Genomic DNA, 16,355 nt, shown 5'->3' on the forward strand with positions numbered 1-16,355 from the left:
TCGAATGACAGGGCGGTCACGCCAAGTGTGATCGGCGCATCGGTCACCAGTTGCCAGGCGCTATCGCCGTTGACCGTTCCCGACTCCACCAACACCAGAAGCCCAGGGGTGACCTTGGCGCTGCTGTCGGCGTCAGGGGCCCGCTTCCAGGCCCCCGCCACCACCGTGTAGATGCCGTTTTCCTTGGCCGAGACCTGGTTCTTGACCAGCACTCGAGCGCCCGCCGTAAGGGCCACGCCGTCAATGGTCTGCAGGCCCGTCAGGTTGATGCCGGTTGTGGTAGCGACCAGCACCGAATGCTTGAAGTCCTGGCGGGCCAGTTCCTCGGTGACCCACTCGCGGGTCGCCAGCACCACTGCCGGGTCGATTTTCAACTGCACGTTGCTGGCGCTGCTCACCACCAGACTCATTCGCACCACCTGGGTACGGCCAGAACCCTGACTGAGCAGCGGTTTGTAGGTCGGCGCGCAGTTGGCCACGGCGACCATATCGCCATTGGCATCGTACAAGCCGATCTCGCGGATCCATTTGCCACCGACTTCGGCCGGGATGACCTGTTCGGCCACGATGATCGCGCTGTTCTTGTCGTCCACCTTGAGCTGATTCAGTGGCGCCCGGCGCCACTCGTTGATCAGCTTGGTCTGGGTGGCATTGGGCGTGGGGTCGGTGCCGTTGGCATCGCCTACGCCCATGTGAGTGATGGTCCATGGGATGCCCAAGGCATCCGCGTTGGCCTGCTTCGCCGCGCCCACGTTGGTGAGGATGGCGTAGAACTGGGAATTCTGATCAACCATGTGCAATGTCCAAGGTATCGATGATGTGTTCGCGGCCGCCGCGGCCGATAGTGCCGACGATGTCGATATCGCGAGCCGCAGGTGGATAGATGTCGAGCTCGTCGCCGTCCTGCAACGCGCAGCCCAAGTACAACGCGCCCTTGCTCTCCAGGCTGATCACCAGCCCGATCAAGTGCCGACTGACCGGGCGCGCGTCGTCGATCAGCGCCGACAGCTCGTTGTAGGTCCGTTCGCTGATACCGGCGTCGGCAACGCCGACCTTCAGCGCGAAGGCGCCAGGCACGCCGGCAGGCTTGGCCTGCCACCACTCCTGCACCTCGATGAGGTAACCGAATGGCTCGACCACTCGCCTGAGGGCGCCGAGGGTGCCCTTATGGGCGTGGACGAAGAAGGTGGAGCGGATCACCGAACGCTTGATCGCCTCGCTCCAACTGTCGTCCCAGCGGTCCACCGACCAGGCCCAGGCCAATTGGTAAAGCAGATGCGCCGGGCAGGTGTCGGGGTTGTACAACTGGCGCAGGGTGACTTTCAGGTCCTCGTCGCTCGCGCGTTCCAGAGCCCGCTCCAGCGGTGTGCGATTCAGGGGCAGGAGACTGTTCATATCAGCCCCCGCGCTTGAGATCGAAACCGGTGCACCACGCTGCCTGAGCCTTGCTCGGGCGAATGTCGGTCCAGTCGATCAGCTCGACCCGGCTGACGCCGTCGATGTGCAATTGCGCATCGATGCCCGAGCGGGCTACCTCGACGCCCAGCCGACGGCGAGGGTTGAGCCAGGCCTGCAAGCGGCGTTGGCACTCGCTGAGGATGGCCTCATATTCCGGACCGCTGTCGGCCATGTGCAGCACCGCGTTGATTCGATACGGCAGCACCTGGGCGCTGCGCACATTGACCCGGTCAGCGACCGGACGGATGTCGTCGTCGTTGAGGTAGGCGCTGACTTCGTTGAGCAGCGCCTGGGTGGCCACGCCTTGGTCATCGATGCTCAACACCGTGACATCGACCACCGCCGGCGACGGACTTTCGGCGGTCGCGTCAGCGACCCGTCCCGAAGCGTTACGAGCGTGGAGGATGTAGCTGTTGCGCGGACCGGCAGTGGTGAGGCCTTCGTAGACCAGTTGCACACGCTCGCGCAGGGCGTCGTCGGACTCGAGAATGGCCTCGGTAGGTGGCAGACTGGTCGAGTCGGCGGGCTGGACCACCAGGCGCTGCAGGGCGACGTTGGCGGCCAGTTGATCGAGGTCGCTGCCTTGGGCGTACGCCAGCAGCAAGGCCTTGGCGGCATCGTTGACACGGGCGCGGTTGAGCAGTTTGCGGTAGGCCCCGACTTCGAGCAGCTTGGTCACCGGATCGCTCTCCAGTTGCGCGGTCCAGTCATCGCCCATGTGTGCACGGAAGGTGTCGAGGTCCGCCTGGTAGAGCGCCTCGAAGTCCAGGTCTTCGAGCAGTTGCGGCGCCGGCAATTTCGACAGGTCGACCTGACTCATACGCTCACCTCCACCAGGGCTTCATCGCCCAGGTAGCGGCCGCTCAGCGCCAGGCTGACCTGGCCATCGAGCACCGCCACGACCTTGACCCGCTCCAGCTCGAGGCGCGGCTCCCAGCGCCCCAAAGCGCGGGCGACCTCGGCCTGAACGGCACTTTTCCAACCTTCATTGACCGGCAAGTCGACATAGCGACGCAGCTGACTGCCGTATTCGGGGCGCATGCGCCGGCTGCCCAGGGGCGTGGTGAGGATGTCCTCGATGGACTGGCGCAGATGGGCGATACCGGCCAGCGGCTGACCGGTGCGGCGGTCCAGGCCGATCATGGGGCGCCTCCCGGTAAAGCCTGGGCGCGTTGATAGGCATCCATGGCATTCTCCTGGCGTAGAAATGCCCGCGTTGCGGGCGGGTTTCAGTGTTTGTGATTAGGTGTGTTGCCGGCGGTATCGATGATGCGTGCGCCGCCGAGGATGTCGGCACTGACGGTCAGCGGGCCGTTGATGGCGACCTTGCCGGTAAGGGTGATGTTGGCGGCGTCGAGGGTGACGGCGCCGTCCGTCAGTACCAGGGTGCTGGCGCCCACCTTGATGCGGACGGTGCCGGTGGGCAGGTCGATGTCGTAGCGCTTGGCCTGCCAGTCGTAGATCAGCGAGCCACCGTCGGCGAAGCGCCAGCCTTCGGCATGTTCGCGGGTGTCCGGCGCATTGCCAGCGTTGCCGTAGAGGCCCGCGAAAAACGTTCCTTGGGCGGGTTCGCCGCTGGGGCTAAGCAGAACCCCCTGCTCGCCCAGGCTTGGCGCCCGCCAGTGACGGGCCTGACCGGCGGCCTGGGCATGCCAGCGCACCCAAGCGCTGGTCCAACCGCTGCCGTCGGACACCCGGACCCTGGCCGCGGCCAGGTCAACCGCCACCACTCGACACGGGATGACCAGGCTGGCGAGCATGCGATCATGCAAGGCACTCACATAGCTCATGCCAGGTCCTCCGGGGCGAAATAGTGCGGTTCGTTGCCTTTACCGGTGTCAGGGCTGAAGCCCAGCTTGAGGCTACCAGCCGGCTCATCGGGCCAATCCCATTGCAGCTCGCCGAGCAGCACGGGTTGGTCCCATCGTACTCGCCAGCCTGAGCCTGCGAAGAAAGCCCGCACGTTGCGACTCGGCTCGACGAATTCCAGGCCCCAGAGTTGCTGGCGCAACAGGTCCATCACTTGCGCCGCCAGGACGCTGCCCTGCAGACGCGCCTGAGGGTTCGAGGCAGCCGGGGTGATGTCCGCCTCGAAGGTGGTGACCAGCACCGACCGACCATCCCTGGGCGCTGAGTCGGCGACCATGCGCACGATGCCGTGGCGCAGTGACGGCAACGCCGGTACCTTTTCTGCTTCGGTGTAGGTATCGACCGACGCCAGCTCCGGAATCGCCTCTCGAATGGTTGCAGTTAAAGCCGCGTGCAACGTGGCCAATTCGCTCATGAACATCGCTCCTATTGCTCTTCCCTCAAGCCAAGGCGCTTGGCTGCCCAGCGCTCGTAAAGGCCGATGGCGACATCGGCACCGGCCATGGCGGTGAGGCAACCGAAGGCGCTCGCGCTCCAGATCGACATGCCGCTGGCGTACAGCAGCATCACCGTCGAGACCCCGCACACCATGCAGGCCCCCGATCGCAACGCCAGACGCCGCAGCAGCGACCACCCGCGAGCACCGGCTTTGTCGGCCCGCCACATCTCGCCGGACAAACCGCCCAGCAGTGCCAGGACGATTACTAGCCAGAGCGGCATTTCCAGTAACGTCTGTTGCTCGCTCGTCACTGTCCTGTCTCCTGTGTAATGGCCGTCGGCGACTGCCGACGGATCCCTTGCCGTATCACGCGGCATTCCAAAGGGTCCGTTGGCACAGGCCCTTCAGTAATGCGTTGTCGAACCGCCGGCCACAGCTGGTGACGCCGGACGGTTCCGCTTCAAATTGGTGACTCCGACCGCGGCCGCCTGCCCGCCGGATAACTGATCGTGGTGCTTTACGCTGCACACCCGGGCCAGTTGCCAACCCTCTGAACAGTCAAGGCCTGTTCATCGCTGCCTGTGTATCAACCGGTAACTGACCGGCTTGGGACACAGATTATGCATCAACGCATATGCAGTCAATGCATTTTTGAAAATATTTTTGCACCGGGAAATGCTTATATGCATGAAAGCTTTGGGAGCTGTGGCTTGTAGGGGTTTTCGCTAGGTAGAAAGCGGGGCTGGTGCAGCGGAGGGGCGTGAGGACATCGCAGCCGGTCGGTATGGCCATTCAACAGGCATAAAAAAACCCGCCTAAGCGGGTTTTAGTGAAGCCATACACAGTCAGCGTGCGTACATGCCCCACCAGAAAACGTGGCCGAGCAAGCTGATCTGCTCATCCTGCATCTGTTGGAAGCTGTAATCCTCGTCGGGGTGCTCGTCCCGGTTGAAGCTGCGCAGACGGATGCCGGTCGGCAGGCGATACACCTGTTTGACCCGCAGTTGACCATTGTGATTGATGGCATACAGGTCGCCATCGATGATATCGCCGATGGCGCATTTACCCGTGTTGACGCCGACGGTGGCGCCGTCACGCAGCACCGGTAGCATGCTGTTGCCACGCACCGTGACACACTTGGCCTGGTCGAACTGCACACCGTTGTGGCGCAAACTGCGCTTGCCGAAACGCAAGCGGGCACGCTCGCTTTCCTCTATCACGAATCTTCCTGATCCTGCTGCCAATTCGACCTCTCGAAGGAAGGGCACGGACACCTCGTCGTCCTCGACGGGTGTTTCATCGTCCCACAAGCTGATATCGCTCAATTCCGCATGGCCTGGGAGGGGCTCAGCAGCACGGGAGTCGCCCAGCTCCAGGCGACCGCGCAATTGATCGGTGCTCACGCCGAAATACTCGGCGATCCTCGAGACGTGCTTGTCCGACGGATCGACGATTTTCTCGCTGAGAATCCGCGACAAGGTGGATTGAGGGACGCCCGTGCGCCGATGCAGCTCCGTCGGGGACAGGCCGTGGCGATCGAGCAATGCTCTGAGTACTGAGGCTACGTTGCGCTTTTGCATAAAATGCATAATGCTCGGGTTTTTCCAGAAATGCAAATGCATGTTCAGCCTGCTGCCCTGCAGTGGCCGACAAAAGTCTGTACCATTGCCGGTTTCGAAATAGCCACCAGACCACTGCTCCAAGGCCCTGAATGTCTGATCTCTCCGCACACACCCCGATGATGCAGCAGTATTGGAAGCTGAAAAACCAGCATCCAGACCAGCTGATGTTCTACCGCATGGGCGACTTCTACGAAATCTTCTACGAAGATGCGAAAAAAGCCGCGAAACTGCTGGATATCACCCTGACCGCACGGGGTCAGTCGGCAGGTCAGTCGATTCCCATGTGCGGGATTCCCTTCCACTCGCTCGAGGGTTATCTGGCCAAGTTGGTCAAGCTCGGCGAGTCGGTGGTGATCTGCGAGCAGATCGGTGACCCGGCCACCAGCAAAGGGCCGGTCGAGCGTCAGGTGGTGCGTATCATCACGCCTGGCACCGTCAGCGACGAGGCTTTGCTGGACGAGCGCCGCGACAACCTGATCGCCGCCGTTCTGGGCGATGAACGCCTGTTCGGGCTGGCAGTGCTGGACATCACCAGCGGCAACTTCGGCGTTCAGGAAATCAAAGGCTGGGAGAATTTGCTGGCCGAGCTGGAGCGTCTGAATCCGGTCGAGCTGCTGATTCCCGACGATTGGCCGCAAGGCCTGCCGGCGGAGAAGCGTCCAGGCGCGCGGCGCCGCGCCCCCTGGGACTTCGACCGCGATTCGGCGCGCAAAAGCTTGTGCCAGCAGTTCGCGACCCAGGACCTGAAAGGCTTCGGCTGCGACAAACTGACCTTGGCCATCGGCGCTGCCGGTTGCCTGCTGACCTACGCCAAGGAAACCCAGCGCACCAGCCTGCCGCACTTGCGCAGCCTGCGCCATGAGCGCATGGACGACACCGTGATCCTCGACGGCGCCAGTCGCCGTAACCTGGAGCTGGACATCAACCTGTCTGGTGGTCGCGACAACACCTTGCAGTCGGTCATCGACCGCTGTCAGACGGCCATGGCCAGTCGCCTGCTCAGCCGCTGGCTGAACCGTCCTCTGCGTGACCTCAAGGTGCTACAGGCGCGCCAGGACTCGATTCGCTGCTTCCTCGATGGCTACCGTTTCGAAAAGCTGCAACCGCAGCTCAAGGAAATCGGTGACATCGAGCGCATCCTCGCGCGGATCGGCCTGCGCAATGCGCGCCCGCGCGACCTGGCGCGACTGCGTGACGCCCTCGGCGCCCTACCAGAATTGCAGAACGCCATGGCCGAACTGGAGGCGCCGCACCTGGCGCGTCTGGCGGCGATCACCGGCACCTACCCCGAGCTGGCGAGCCTGCTCGAACGGGCGATCATCGACAATCCTCCCGCAGTGATCCGTGATGGCGGCGTACTCAAGACCGGCTATGACAGCGAGCTCGACGAACTGCTGGCCATCAGCGAAAACGCCGGGCAATTCCTGATCGACCTTGAAACCCGCGAGAAAGCCCGCACCGGCCTTGCCAACCTGAAGGTGGGTTACAACCGCGTACACGGTTACTTCATCGAGCTGCCAACCAAGCAGGCCGAACAGGCTCCAGCCGACTATATCCGTCGCCAGACGCTCAAGGGTGCCGAACGCTTCATCACGCCTGAACTCAAGACCTTCGAAGACAAAGCGCTGTCGGCCAAGAGTCGCGCCCTGGCACGAGAGAAGATGCTCTACGACGGGCTGCTTGAAACCTTGATCAGCCACCTTGCTCCGCTGCAGGACAGCGCGGCCGCGTTGGCCGAGCTGGACGTGCTGAGCAACCTCGCCGAGCGTGCGCTGAACCTCGACTTGAACTGCCCACGCTTTGTCGACGAGCCGTGCATGCGCATCGAGCAGGGTCGCCACCTGGTGGTCGAGCAAGTGCTGACCACGCCCTTCGTGGCCAATGACCTGGGGTTGGATGATCGCACCCGGATGCTGATTATCACCGGACCGAACATGGGTGGTAAATCCACCTACATGCGCCAGACCGCACTCATCGTGCTGATGGCCCACATCGGCAGCTTTGTCCCAGCCGCGCGCTGCGAGCTGTCGCCAGTGGACCGCATCTTCACCCGCATCGGCTCGAGCGACGACCTCGCCGGCGGTCGTTCGACCTTCATGGTGGAGATGAGCGAAACCGCGAACATTCTGCATAACGCGACCGAGCGCAGCCTGGTACTGATGGACGAGGTGGGCCGCGGTACCAGCACCTTCGATGGCCTCTCCCTGGCATGGGCTGCTGCCGAGCGCCTGGCGCAATTACGCGCCTACACGCTGTTCGCGACCCATTACTTCGAGCTCACCGTATTGCCGGACAGTGAGCCGCTGGTGGCCAACGTGCACCTCAATGCCACTGAGCACAACGAGCGCATCGTCTTCCTACACCATGTCCTGCCAGGTCCAGCCAGCCAGAGCTACGGCCTGGCAGTGGCGCAGTTGGCAGGCGTGCCGACGCCGGTCATCCAGCGCGCCCGCGAACATCTCGGTCGCTTGGAAACCGCGAGCCTGCCCCACGAACCGCCGATGACTCGGAGCACGAGCGAGCCGCAGGTACCGCATCAGAGCGATCTGTTCGCCAGCCTCCCGCACCCCGCCATCGAGAAGCTGGGCAAGCTGGATCTGGACGACATGACGCCGCGTCAAGCTATCGAAATGCTATATCAACTGAAAAACCTGTTATAACGGCGATCCGCGCAAGCTGGTAGAATCCGCCGCGGTTTGCCGGAGCTGCAGGTTATTAGCCTGGCCAGCAGTCACCGTGAACCGCGCCGCCCTCAAAGGAAGGGTGCGCCGCCGTCGCCTGAGGAGAGAATTAGAAATGACCTTCGTCGTCACCGACAACTGCATCAAATGCAAGTACACCGACTGCGTGGAAGTCTGTCCGGTGGACTGCTTCTACGAAGGCCCGAATTTCCTGGTCATCCACCCGGACGAGTGCATCGACTGCGCACTGTGCGAACCCGAGTGCCCGGCCCAGGCGATCTTCTCCGAAGATGAAGTGCCATCGGGTATGGAGAACTTCCTCGAGCTCAACGCCGAGCTGGCCGAAATCTGGCCGAACATTACCGAGCGTAAGGATCCGCTGCCGGATGCCGAAGAGTGGGATGGCAAGACTGGCAAGATCGCTGATCTGGAACGTTGATCCACTCAGCGTTGCAGAACGAAAAAAGGCCCGTCAGGGCCTTTTTTGATGTCTCGGATTCGGAATTACACCGGACCGGAGGCTGAATCGCAGACAAAAAAAGGGGCGGTTTGACCCGCCCACATTTTTTCCGTAGTCCCTGCTTGTCCCTTTCATCATCCTGATGAATCGCATCCTGCGATGTCCTTGGCAATCATCCTTGAAAGCCTGCGCCAGTCCGTCGGCGCAGTTCAGATACTACTGTTTTCCCTGAGGGGAGCAACCAGCGCACCTTACAAGATGCTACGACAGCAACACATTTACATACCTATAAAGTACTTATAAATCATAAAGTTATAAAAATACCCAAGCTGAAAACGACAATACTTTACTTACACTACCCATGAAGGCTTACAGCTTTGGTAAGTGATCTCCTACAGCCCAAACTGCAAAGCGACCAGCATGAAACATTTCCATCGCCCACAAAAATGCCCCGGAATCAGCGGGGCATTGTCGACTGGCCTGCAGGCGGTTACTGGAACAAGGATTCGCTGGAGAGCCCATTCTTCTCAAGAATTTCACGCAGACGCTTGAGACCTTCGACCTGGATCTGGCGAACCCGCTCCCGGGTCAGACCAATTTCCAAGCCAACATCCTCCAGGGTACTGCTCTCGTGGCCACGCAGGCCGAAGCGGCGGATCACGACTTCACGCTGTTTGTCGGTGAGTTCGCCCAGCCATTGGTCGATGCTCTGGGAGAGGTCATCATCTTGCAGCAGTTCGCAAGGATCGGTGGGGCGGTCATCGGTGAGCGTATCGAGCAGGGTTTTGTCCGAATCAGGGCCCAGTGATACGTCTACAGAGGAAACTCGCTCGTTGAGGCCCAGCATGCGCTTGACCTCGGCCACCGGCTTTTCCAACAACCCGGCGATTTCCTCTGGGGATGGCTCGTGATCGAGCTTCTGGGTAAGCTCGCGCGCCGCCCGAAGATACACGTTGAGCTCTTTGACCACGTGGATCGGAAGACGAATGGTGCGGGTCTGGTTCATGATCGCCCGCTCGATGGTCTGGCGAATCCACCAAGTGGCATAGGTGGAGAAACGGAACCCACGCTCGGGGTCGAACTTCTCGACCGCGCGGATAAGGCCCAGATTGCCCTCTTCGATGAGATCCAGGAGCGAAAGACCACGATTGACGTAACGCCGAGCGATCTTCACCACCAAGCGCAGGTTGCTCTCGATCATGCGCTTGCGACCTGCAGGATCACCCTTCTGGGAAAGACGCGCGAAATGCACCTCTTCTTCAGGAGAGAGCAGCGGTGAAAAACCGATTTCGTTGAGGTACAGCTGCGTAGCGTCGAGCGCACGGCTGTAATCGATGTACTTGTGCTGTTTGAGCGATGAGCCGGACTTGGCCCTGGTCCGAACCGGAGGTACTACAGGTTCGTCTGACACCACATCCGTTTCCAAAACGATGCCTGTCTCCATCACTAGGAGGTCATCGTCGATGTCAAACTCCGGCGCTTCTTTGCTGAGAGCCATTGTTATAGTCCTTTGCTGAGTTCGAACCTCAGACTCTAGCGTCACCTGATTCCCTGGCAGCGCTAAAGCCTGTCCCCGTTACGTCCTCAGGAACAGGCTGGTGCAACAATCAACGGCGTGGCAGAAATTGTAGAGGGTCGACGGGTTTGCCCTGGCGGCGAATCTCGAAATGCAGCTTTACCCGATCAGTGCCTGTGGACCCCATTTCCGCGATCGTCTGCCCTGCCTTGACCTGCTGCCCCTCCCGAACCACGAGCCTGCGGTTATGGCCGTAGGCACTGACGTAGGTATCGTTGTGCTTGATGATGATGAGCTCGCCGTAGCCCCTCAAACCGCTCCCGGCGTAAACCACAGCACCGTCAGATGCAGCAAAAACAGGCTGTCCCAAATCCCCGGCGATATCAATGCCTTTATTCAAACTACCGTTTGAAGCAAATTTTCCAATCAACACGCCATTGGCCGGCCAGGTCCAGCCACCGACAGCACGTTCAGCCGCTGGCACTTGAGTCACGACTGGCGCAGTGGCAACAGAGGGGGCAGTTGCCGACTTGTCACGATTTGTTGCTGGAGAAGAGGATGCGCCAACTGGGCGCCGAGTGACCGTGGTACGGCTCGACGAGGATGGGCCTGAAGTGACTACCGTGGTGCTGCCACCGGAGCCGCTGCTGAAGCGAATCGGCTGACCAGGACGAATGGTGTAAGGCGGTGCGATACCGTTGCGCGCGGCCAGCTCTTTGTAATCCCAGCCATAACGGAAAGCGATGGAGAACAAGGTGTCACCCGGCTTGACCACATACTGGCCGGACGTCACGGTGGGACGCTTGGGCGCCGCGCTATTGCGATCGACCACCCGGGCGCCACTGGAACCGGTGCTGGAGCATCCCGCCAGCAGGGTTCCCATGGCCAGCGCAATCACCAGTAGCTTGAAACCCGACCAATCCTTGCGCTGCCGAATGATTGTGTGACCCACCCGCGCTCCCCTCATGGTGCCGAAATCTGGATAAGACGATATGCAATATTGTTGCAATTATAACCGAGGCCAGCGTGATTGGCTGCTGCGCTCACGCGTGCGGCAATTGTAAGTGGGATTGCCTCATACCGCCTGATAGACAGGCAGGCGCCGCAAGAATTCGTTACGGATGCAAATATTGACGATTCGACGCTGGCCTTCAGGCCAGCGGTCCATTGAGCAAAGGCACGAAACGCACAGCGCCCAGCGCCCGTCGAGAGAAACCGTGCTCCTCACGCACGATGAGCAGCAGTTGCTGAGCCTCCCCCGCTGGACCGACCGGAATCACCAGACGGCCACCCGGTGCCAACTGATCGAGCAGCGCCTGCGGCACTTCCGCTGCCACTGCGGTGACGATGATGCCGTTATAGGGCGCCAAAGCAGGCCAGCCCTCGCACCCATCCCCCCAACGGAACACCACGTTGCGCAGGTTCAACTCGACCAGTCGCTCCTTGGCGCGATCTTGCAGTACCTTGATGCGCTCGACCGAAAACACCCGCTCCACCAACTGCGCCAGAATGGCGGTCTGGTAGCCCGAACCGGTGCCAATCTCCAGCACCTTGTCCAGCGGGCCGGCCTCGAGCAGCAATTCGCTCATGTGCGCAACCATGAATGGCTGAGAGATCGTCTGGTTATGGCCGATAGGCAGCGCGGTGTCTTCGTAGGCCCGGTGCGCCAGGGCTTCGTCGACGAACAGATGGCGCGGTGTGCGGCGGATCGTCTCGAGCACTTGCGTGTTGGACACGCCCTCCTCGTACAGGCGCTGAATCAGCCGCTCGCGGGTACGCTGCGAGGTCATGCCGATACCGCCGCGGCGTTGCAGATCGTCCTGATCGCGCATCAGAGCAAGCCCTCCAGCCAGCTCTCCAGGCCTTCGAAAACCTCCTTGAAGGTTCGATCCAACTGCAACGGGGTAATGGAGACGTAGCCCTGCATCACCGCATGGAAATCGGTGCCCGGACCACCATCCTCGGCGTCACCGACCGCTGCGATCCAATAGCCCTCCTTGCCCCGTGGGTTGATCACCTGGGTCGGGACTGCCGCACGCGCACGATGACCCAGGCGGGTCAGGCGCACACCACGGATATGCTCCAGCGGCAGATTGGGAATGTTGACGTTGAGCACGGTGCGTGGCGGCAGTTGCAGACGCGACTGCGCCTCCACGACCCGTCGAGCCACATGGGCCGCCGTCGGCAAGTTGTCTGGCTGGCGCGACAACAGGGAGAACGCCAGCGACGTACCGCCGAGAAAGCGTCCCTCCAGCGCAGCGCCGACCGTACCGGAATACAGCACGTCGTCCCCCAGGTTCGCGCCCAGGTTAATACCGGACACCACCATGTCGGGGGTTTCTGGCAACAGGCCATTGATCCCCAAGTGAACGCAATCGGTCGGCGTGCCGTTGAGGCTGATGAAGCCGTTGCCCAGCCGCGTGGGGTGCAGCGGGCGGTCGAGCGTCAGCGAACTGCCAGCACCGCTCTTGTCTTGGTCCGGGGCGATCACCGTGCATTCGGCATGATCCTTGAGCGCATCGTAGAGCGCAGCGAGGCCGGGAGCGGTGACACCGTCGTCGTTGGAAATCAGAATACGCATGGGCTGTCCGTCTGCCCTGCCGGCACCAGATCCACAAGCTCGCGCACCACGACGGTGGCGAAGCATCCGGCCGGAAGGACGAATTCCAGTTGCAGGATATCAGGCTCGGGATAATGCCACGTCAGGCGTGCAATAGGGAGCCGCAGTATGCGCCGTTCGTGATCCAGTCCCGCCTTGCCCAGCCACTGACACAGCGCCGGTTGCCGTGCACCGACGGCGCTTTCCAGCGCCGCCACGGCGTCGCGAGTGGGCGGCAGCCCTGCGCCCCACATCGGTCCAGTGGGATGCAGATCCAGAATGGCCAGCCTTGGATCAGAACATTCCGCTTCGCTCGCCGGAAAGAAACTACGGCTATCGGTGAATGCCAGCAGGTCCCCGACCTGAGCGAGGTTCCAAGTCCCCTCGGTCACTCGCGCAGCCAGCACCTGATTGAACAGATAACTGCGCGCCGTGGAGAGCAACCGCGAACGCACGTTGCGCTGTTCCGGCAACGCTTCGCGAGCGGCCCAGCTCAGGGCGTCGTGGACATTGCCACCGGCATGACCAAAGCGCTGGCTACCGAAATAATTCGGCACGCCATGCGACTTGATCCGTTCCAGACGCGCATCCAGCGCCGAATGATCGGCATCGAGCGCCGTGAGCCGCAACCTGAAACCATTGGCCGAATGCGCGCCACGCTGCAGCTTGCGCTGATGGCGCACCCGTTCGAGCACCCGCAGGCTCTCATCCTCGGCCCGGGACAGGTCCGGGTCGGCCTTGCCCGGCAGGTGAAGACTGAACCACTGGCGGGTCAAGGCCTGGCGATCTTTCAGCCCGGCATAGCTGATGGCACGCAACGGCACGCCTGCGGCACGAGCCAGGCGGCGAGCCGCCTCCTCGGTATTGAGCTCACGCTTTTCCACCCACAGCCACAGGTGCTCGCCCTGGCCAGACAGGGGAATGTCCAAGACTTCGTCGACTTGAAAGTCTTCGGCAGTCGCCTTGAGCACCGCGCAGCCCAGGGCCTCACCGCTTGCGCGCGGACCCAGCAGTTCCAATTCGGTCATGAGGCCAGCAGCAGGGCGACCGCATGGACGGCGATCCCCTCCTCCCGCCCGGTGAAGCCCAGCTTCTCGGTGGTGGTGGCCTTGACGTTGACCTGGTCGAGTTCGACCTGCAGGTCTTCGGCGATCAACTGGCGCATGGTTTCGATGTGCGGCGCCATCTTCGGCGCCTGGGCGACGATGGTGGCGTCGACGTTACCGACCTTCCAGCCCTTGGCCTGCACGACGGCCAGGACGTGACGCAACAGCACGCGGCTGTCCGCCCCTTTGAATTGCGGGTCGGTATCGGGAAAGTGTTTGCCGATGTCGCCCAACGCAGCCGCGCCGAGCAAGGCATCGCTCAGGGCATGCAGCAGCACGTCGCCATCGGAATGGGCCAGCAGGCCGTATTTATGGGCAATACGCACCCCACCCAAGGTAATGAAATCACCGTCGGCAAAACGGTGCACATCGTAGCCGTGGCCAATACGCATAGAAAAACGCCCTGATTGAGTCAGGGCGGGATTCTACCTGTATTTGCAGCCGCAGGCTGCTCGGAAACGGCACGCTGCACGCTACAAGCTACAAGCTACAAGCTACAAGAAGAAGCCAAGCCTAGCGCGGGCTGCTTCTCTCTTGCAGCTTGCCGCTTGCCGCTGTTTTTCAACCGTGCAAGGCACGGGCGTGATGGCGCAGGTGGTCATCGATGAAGCTGGCGATGAAGTAGTAGCTGTGGTCATAGCCCGGTTGCAGGCGCAGGGTCAGGGCATGCCCGGCCTTGCGAGCGGCCTGCTCGAGCGCCTGGGGCTTGAGCTGTTTGTCGAGGAAATCGTCGCGATCGCCCTGATCGACCAGCAGCGGCGGGCAGTCGCTCGACTCTGCCAGCAACACACTGGCGTCCCACTCGCGCCAGCGCGAGCGGTCTTCGCCCAGGTAGCGGGAGAAGGCCTTCTCGCCCCAGGGGCAGTCCATGGGATTACTGATCGGCGAGAACGCCGAAATCGAGCGATAGCGCCCCGGATTGCGCAGCGCGCACACCAACGCGCCGTGCCCGCCCATGGAATGACCACTGATGCTGCGCTGCTCGGAGGCCGGGAAATGCGCCTCGATCAAGGCCGGCAACTCATGCACCACGTAGTCGTGCATCCGGTAATGCTGAGCCCATGGCTGCTGGGTGGCATTGAGGTAGAAACCGGCACCGAGGCCGAAGTCCCAGGCCCCATCAGGGTCGCCCGGCACCTGTTCGCCACGCGGGCTGGTATCCGGCGCGACGATGATCAACCCCAGCTCGGCGGCCAGGCGCTGGGCGCCGGCCTTCTGCATGAAGTTCTCGTCGGTGCAGGTCAGGCCACTAAGCCAGTACAGCACCGGCAGTTTCCCGCCCAGCTCAGCCTGAGGAGGCAGATAGACGGCGAATACCATGTCGCAGCCCAGCACTTTGGACGTGTGCCGATAGCGCTTGTGCCAGCCGCCGAAGCTTTTTTGACAGGAGATGTTTTCCAGGCTCATGGCTGACCTCAGAAGTGGATCACGCTGCGAATGCTCTTGCCTTCATGCATCAGGTCGAAGGCTTTGTTGATGTCTTCCAGACCCATCGTGTGGGTGATGAAGGTGTCCAGCGGAATTTCGCCCTTTTCGGACATTTCCACGTAGCTCGGCAGCTCGCTGCGACCGCGCACGCCGCCGAACGCCGAGCCGCGCCAGACGCGCCCGGTGACCAACTGGAATGGCCGGGTGGCGATTTCCTGGCCAGCGCCAGCGACACCGATGATCACCGACTCGCCCCACCCTTTGTGGCAGCATTCCAGCGCCGCACGCATCAACTGGACATTGCCGATGCACTCGAAGGAGAAGTCCACACCACCATCGGTGAGATCGACGATCACTTCCTGGATCGGACGATCGTATTCCTTGGGGTTGATGCAATCAGTGGCGCCCAACTGGCGAGCGATCTCGAACTTGGCCGGGTTGATGTCGATCGCGATGATGCGCGAGGCCTTGGCCTTCACCGCACCGATGATTGCCGACAGACCAATGCCGCCCAGACCAAAGACAGCCACGGTATCACCCGGTTTGACCTTGGCAGTGTTCAGTACCGCGCCGATACCCGTGGTTACGCCGCAGCCCAGCAGGCAGACCTTCTCCAGCGGAGCCTCCTTCTGGATCTTGGCCACCGAAATCTCCGGCAGCACGGTGTACTCGGAGAAGGTCGAGGTGCCCATGTAGTGGAACAGTTGCTGGCCTTTGTAGCTGAAGCGAGTGGTGCCGTCCGGCATCAGGCCCTTGCCTTGCGTGGCACGGATGGCCTGACACAAGTTGGTCTTGCCGGAGAGACAGAATTTGCATTTGCCGCACTCAGGCGTGTACAGCGGAATGACATGATCGCCCACGGCAACCGAAGTGACACCCTCACCTACCGCCTCGACGATGGCGCCGCCTTCGTGGCCAAGGATCGAGGGGAAAATACCTTCCGGATCCGCGCCGGAGAGGGTATAGGCGTCGGTGTGGCAAACGCCACTGGCCACCACGCGCAGCAGCACTTCGCCCGCCTTGGGCATGGCCACGTCGACTTCGACGATTTCCAGGGGTTTCTTCGCTTCGAAGGCAACGGCAGCGCGGGACTTGATCATCAGGCTCTCCAGCAGGGTTCTATTGAGAGAGGCAGTGTAATTCACCAACTTTTGATAAATAATCCCAGCACTAGCAA

General features: G+C 61.7%; 17 protein-coding genes and 1 pseudogene. 2 read left to right on the plus strand and 16 right to left on the minus strand.

The features are described 5' to 3' along the window. Positions 1-2: 2 nt before the first annotated feature. The 8 genes and pseudogenes from Q6A47_RS06430 to Q6A47_RS06465 form a co-directional block, all read right to left on the minus strand. Positions 3-794: pseudogene (locus Q6A47_RS06430) on the minus strand (phage tail protein); the annotation flags it as partial. Continuing rightward, entirely contained in the window at positions 787-1,395 is a 609-nt protein-coding gene (locus tag Q6A47_RS06435) for a phage tail protein I (protein WP_304483612.1), read from the minus strand. The gene Q6A47_RS06435 and the pseudogene Q6A47_RS06430, both read right to left, overlap by 8 nt. Before the next feature lies 1 nt (position 1,396). After that, the gene (locus tag Q6A47_RS06440) at positions 1,397-2,278 is read right to left on the minus strand and encodes a baseplate assembly protein (RefSeq protein ID WP_304483614.1); all 882 of its coding nucleotides are present in this window, start codon (positions 2,276-2,278) and stop codon (positions 1,397-1,399) included. Next, positions 2,275-2,601 carry a GPW/gp25 family protein gene (locus Q6A47_RS06445; protein ID WP_039579542.1) on the minus strand — a complete coding sequence of 109 codons (327 nt, stop codon included), beginning with the start codon at positions 2,599-2,601 and terminating at the stop codon, positions 2,275-2,277. The genes Q6A47_RS06440 and Q6A47_RS06445 overlap by 4 nt, the downstream gene beginning before the upstream one ends. An 86-nt stretch (positions 2,602-2,687) precedes the next feature. Further along, positions 2,688-3,248 (minus strand): phage baseplate assembly protein V, encoded by a 561-nt coding sequence (locus Q6A47_RS06450; protein ID WP_304483616.1) that lies wholly within the window; start codon positions 3,246-3,248, stop codon positions 2,688-2,690. Beyond that, positions 3,245-3,742: a hypothetical protein gene (locus tag Q6A47_RS06455; RefSeq protein WP_304483617.1), complete on the minus strand. Its 498-nt coding sequence runs from the start codon at positions 3,740-3,742 to the stop codon at positions 3,245-3,247. The genes Q6A47_RS06450 and Q6A47_RS06455 overlap by 4 nt, the downstream gene beginning before the upstream one ends. A gap of 11 nt (positions 3,743-3,753) precedes the next feature. Then, positions 3,754-4,077 (minus strand): phage holin family protein, encoded by a 324-nt coding sequence (locus Q6A47_RS06460; protein ID WP_039579545.1) that lies wholly within the window; start codon positions 4,075-4,077, stop codon positions 3,754-3,756. Between the two features lie 534 nt (positions 4,078-4,611). Beyond that, entirely contained in the window at positions 4,612-5,346 is a 735-nt protein-coding gene (locus tag Q6A47_RS06465) for a LexA family transcriptional regulator (RefSeq protein WP_304483781.1), read from the minus strand. 131 nt (positions 5,347-5,477) lie between these two features. Between Q6A47_RS06465 and mutS the strand changes: the two genes are divergently transcribed. Both mutS and fdxA read left to right on the plus strand, forming a co-directional pair. After that, complete coding sequence (gene mutS, locus Q6A47_RS06470) at positions 5,478-8,048, plus strand: DNA mismatch repair protein MutS (RefSeq protein ID WP_304483618.1); 2,571 nt, start codon at positions 5,478-5,480, stop codon at positions 8,046-8,048. A 136-nt stretch (positions 8,049-8,184) separates the two neighbouring features. After that, positions 8,185-8,508: a ferredoxin FdxA gene (gene fdxA / locus Q6A47_RS06475; protein WP_029613446.1), complete on the plus strand. Its 324-nt coding sequence runs from the start codon at positions 8,185-8,187 to the stop codon at positions 8,506-8,508. Positions 8,509-9,019: 511 nt separating this feature from the next. Here fdxA and rpoS read toward each other — a convergent pair. From rpoS to Q6A47_RS06515, 8 genes are all read right to left on the minus strand, one after another. Beyond that, positions 9,020-10,027: an RNA polymerase sigma factor RpoS gene (gene rpoS, locus Q6A47_RS06480; RefSeq protein WP_029613445.1), complete on the minus strand. Its 1,008-nt coding sequence runs from the start codon at positions 10,025-10,027 to the stop codon at positions 9,020-9,022. Positions 10,028-10,136: 109 nt separating this feature from the next. Then, complete coding sequence (locus Q6A47_RS06485) at positions 10,137-10,997, minus strand: peptidoglycan DD-metalloendopeptidase family protein (protein WP_029613444.1); 861 nt, start codon at positions 10,995-10,997, stop codon at positions 10,137-10,139. A 199-nt stretch (positions 10,998-11,196) separates the two neighbouring features. Further along, entirely contained in the window at positions 11,197-11,835 is a 639-nt protein-coding gene (locus tag Q6A47_RS06490; RefSeq protein WP_162889596.1) for a protein-L-isoaspartate(D-aspartate) O-methyltransferase, read from the minus strand. Positions 11,836-11,876: 41 nt separating this feature from the next. Beyond that, complete coding sequence (surE, locus tag Q6A47_RS06495) at positions 11,877-12,626, minus strand: 5'/3'-nucleotidase SurE (RefSeq protein WP_304483620.1); 750 nt, start codon at positions 12,624-12,626, stop codon at positions 11,877-11,879. Beyond that, positions 12,614-13,672, minus strand: coding sequence for a tRNA pseudouridine(13) synthase TruD (gene truD / locus Q6A47_RS06500; protein WP_304483622.1), 1,059 nt, complete (start codon positions 13,670-13,672; stop codon positions 12,614-12,616). The genes surE and truD overlap by 13 nt, the downstream gene beginning before the upstream one ends. After that, entirely contained in the window at positions 13,669-14,142 is a 474-nt protein-coding gene (ispF, locus tag Q6A47_RS06505) for a 2-C-methyl-D-erythritol 2,4-cyclodiphosphate synthase (RefSeq protein ID WP_039579552.1), read from the minus strand. The genes truD and ispF overlap by 4 nt, the downstream gene beginning before the upstream one ends. A gap of 169 nt (positions 14,143-14,311) precedes the next feature. Beyond that, a complete protein-coding gene (fghA, locus tag Q6A47_RS06510) occupies positions 14,312-15,157 on the minus strand; it encodes an S-formylglutathione hydrolase (protein ID WP_039579554.1) in 846 nt (281 codons plus the stop codon). An 8-nt stretch (positions 15,158-15,165) separates the two neighbouring features. Further along, the gene (locus tag Q6A47_RS06515; RefSeq protein ID WP_039579556.1) at positions 15,166-16,278 is read right to left on the minus strand and encodes an S-(hydroxymethyl)glutathione dehydrogenase/class III alcohol dehydrogenase; all 1,113 of its coding nucleotides are present in this window, start codon (positions 16,276-16,278) and stop codon (positions 15,166-15,168) included. Positions 16,279-16,355 lie beyond the last annotated feature (77 nt).

The organism is Pseudomonas boreofloridensis (genome assembly GCF_030580795.1).
Lineage (GTDB): Bacteria > Pseudomonadota > Gammaproteobacteria > Pseudomonadales > Pseudomonadaceae > Aquipseudomonas > Aquipseudomonas boreofloridensis.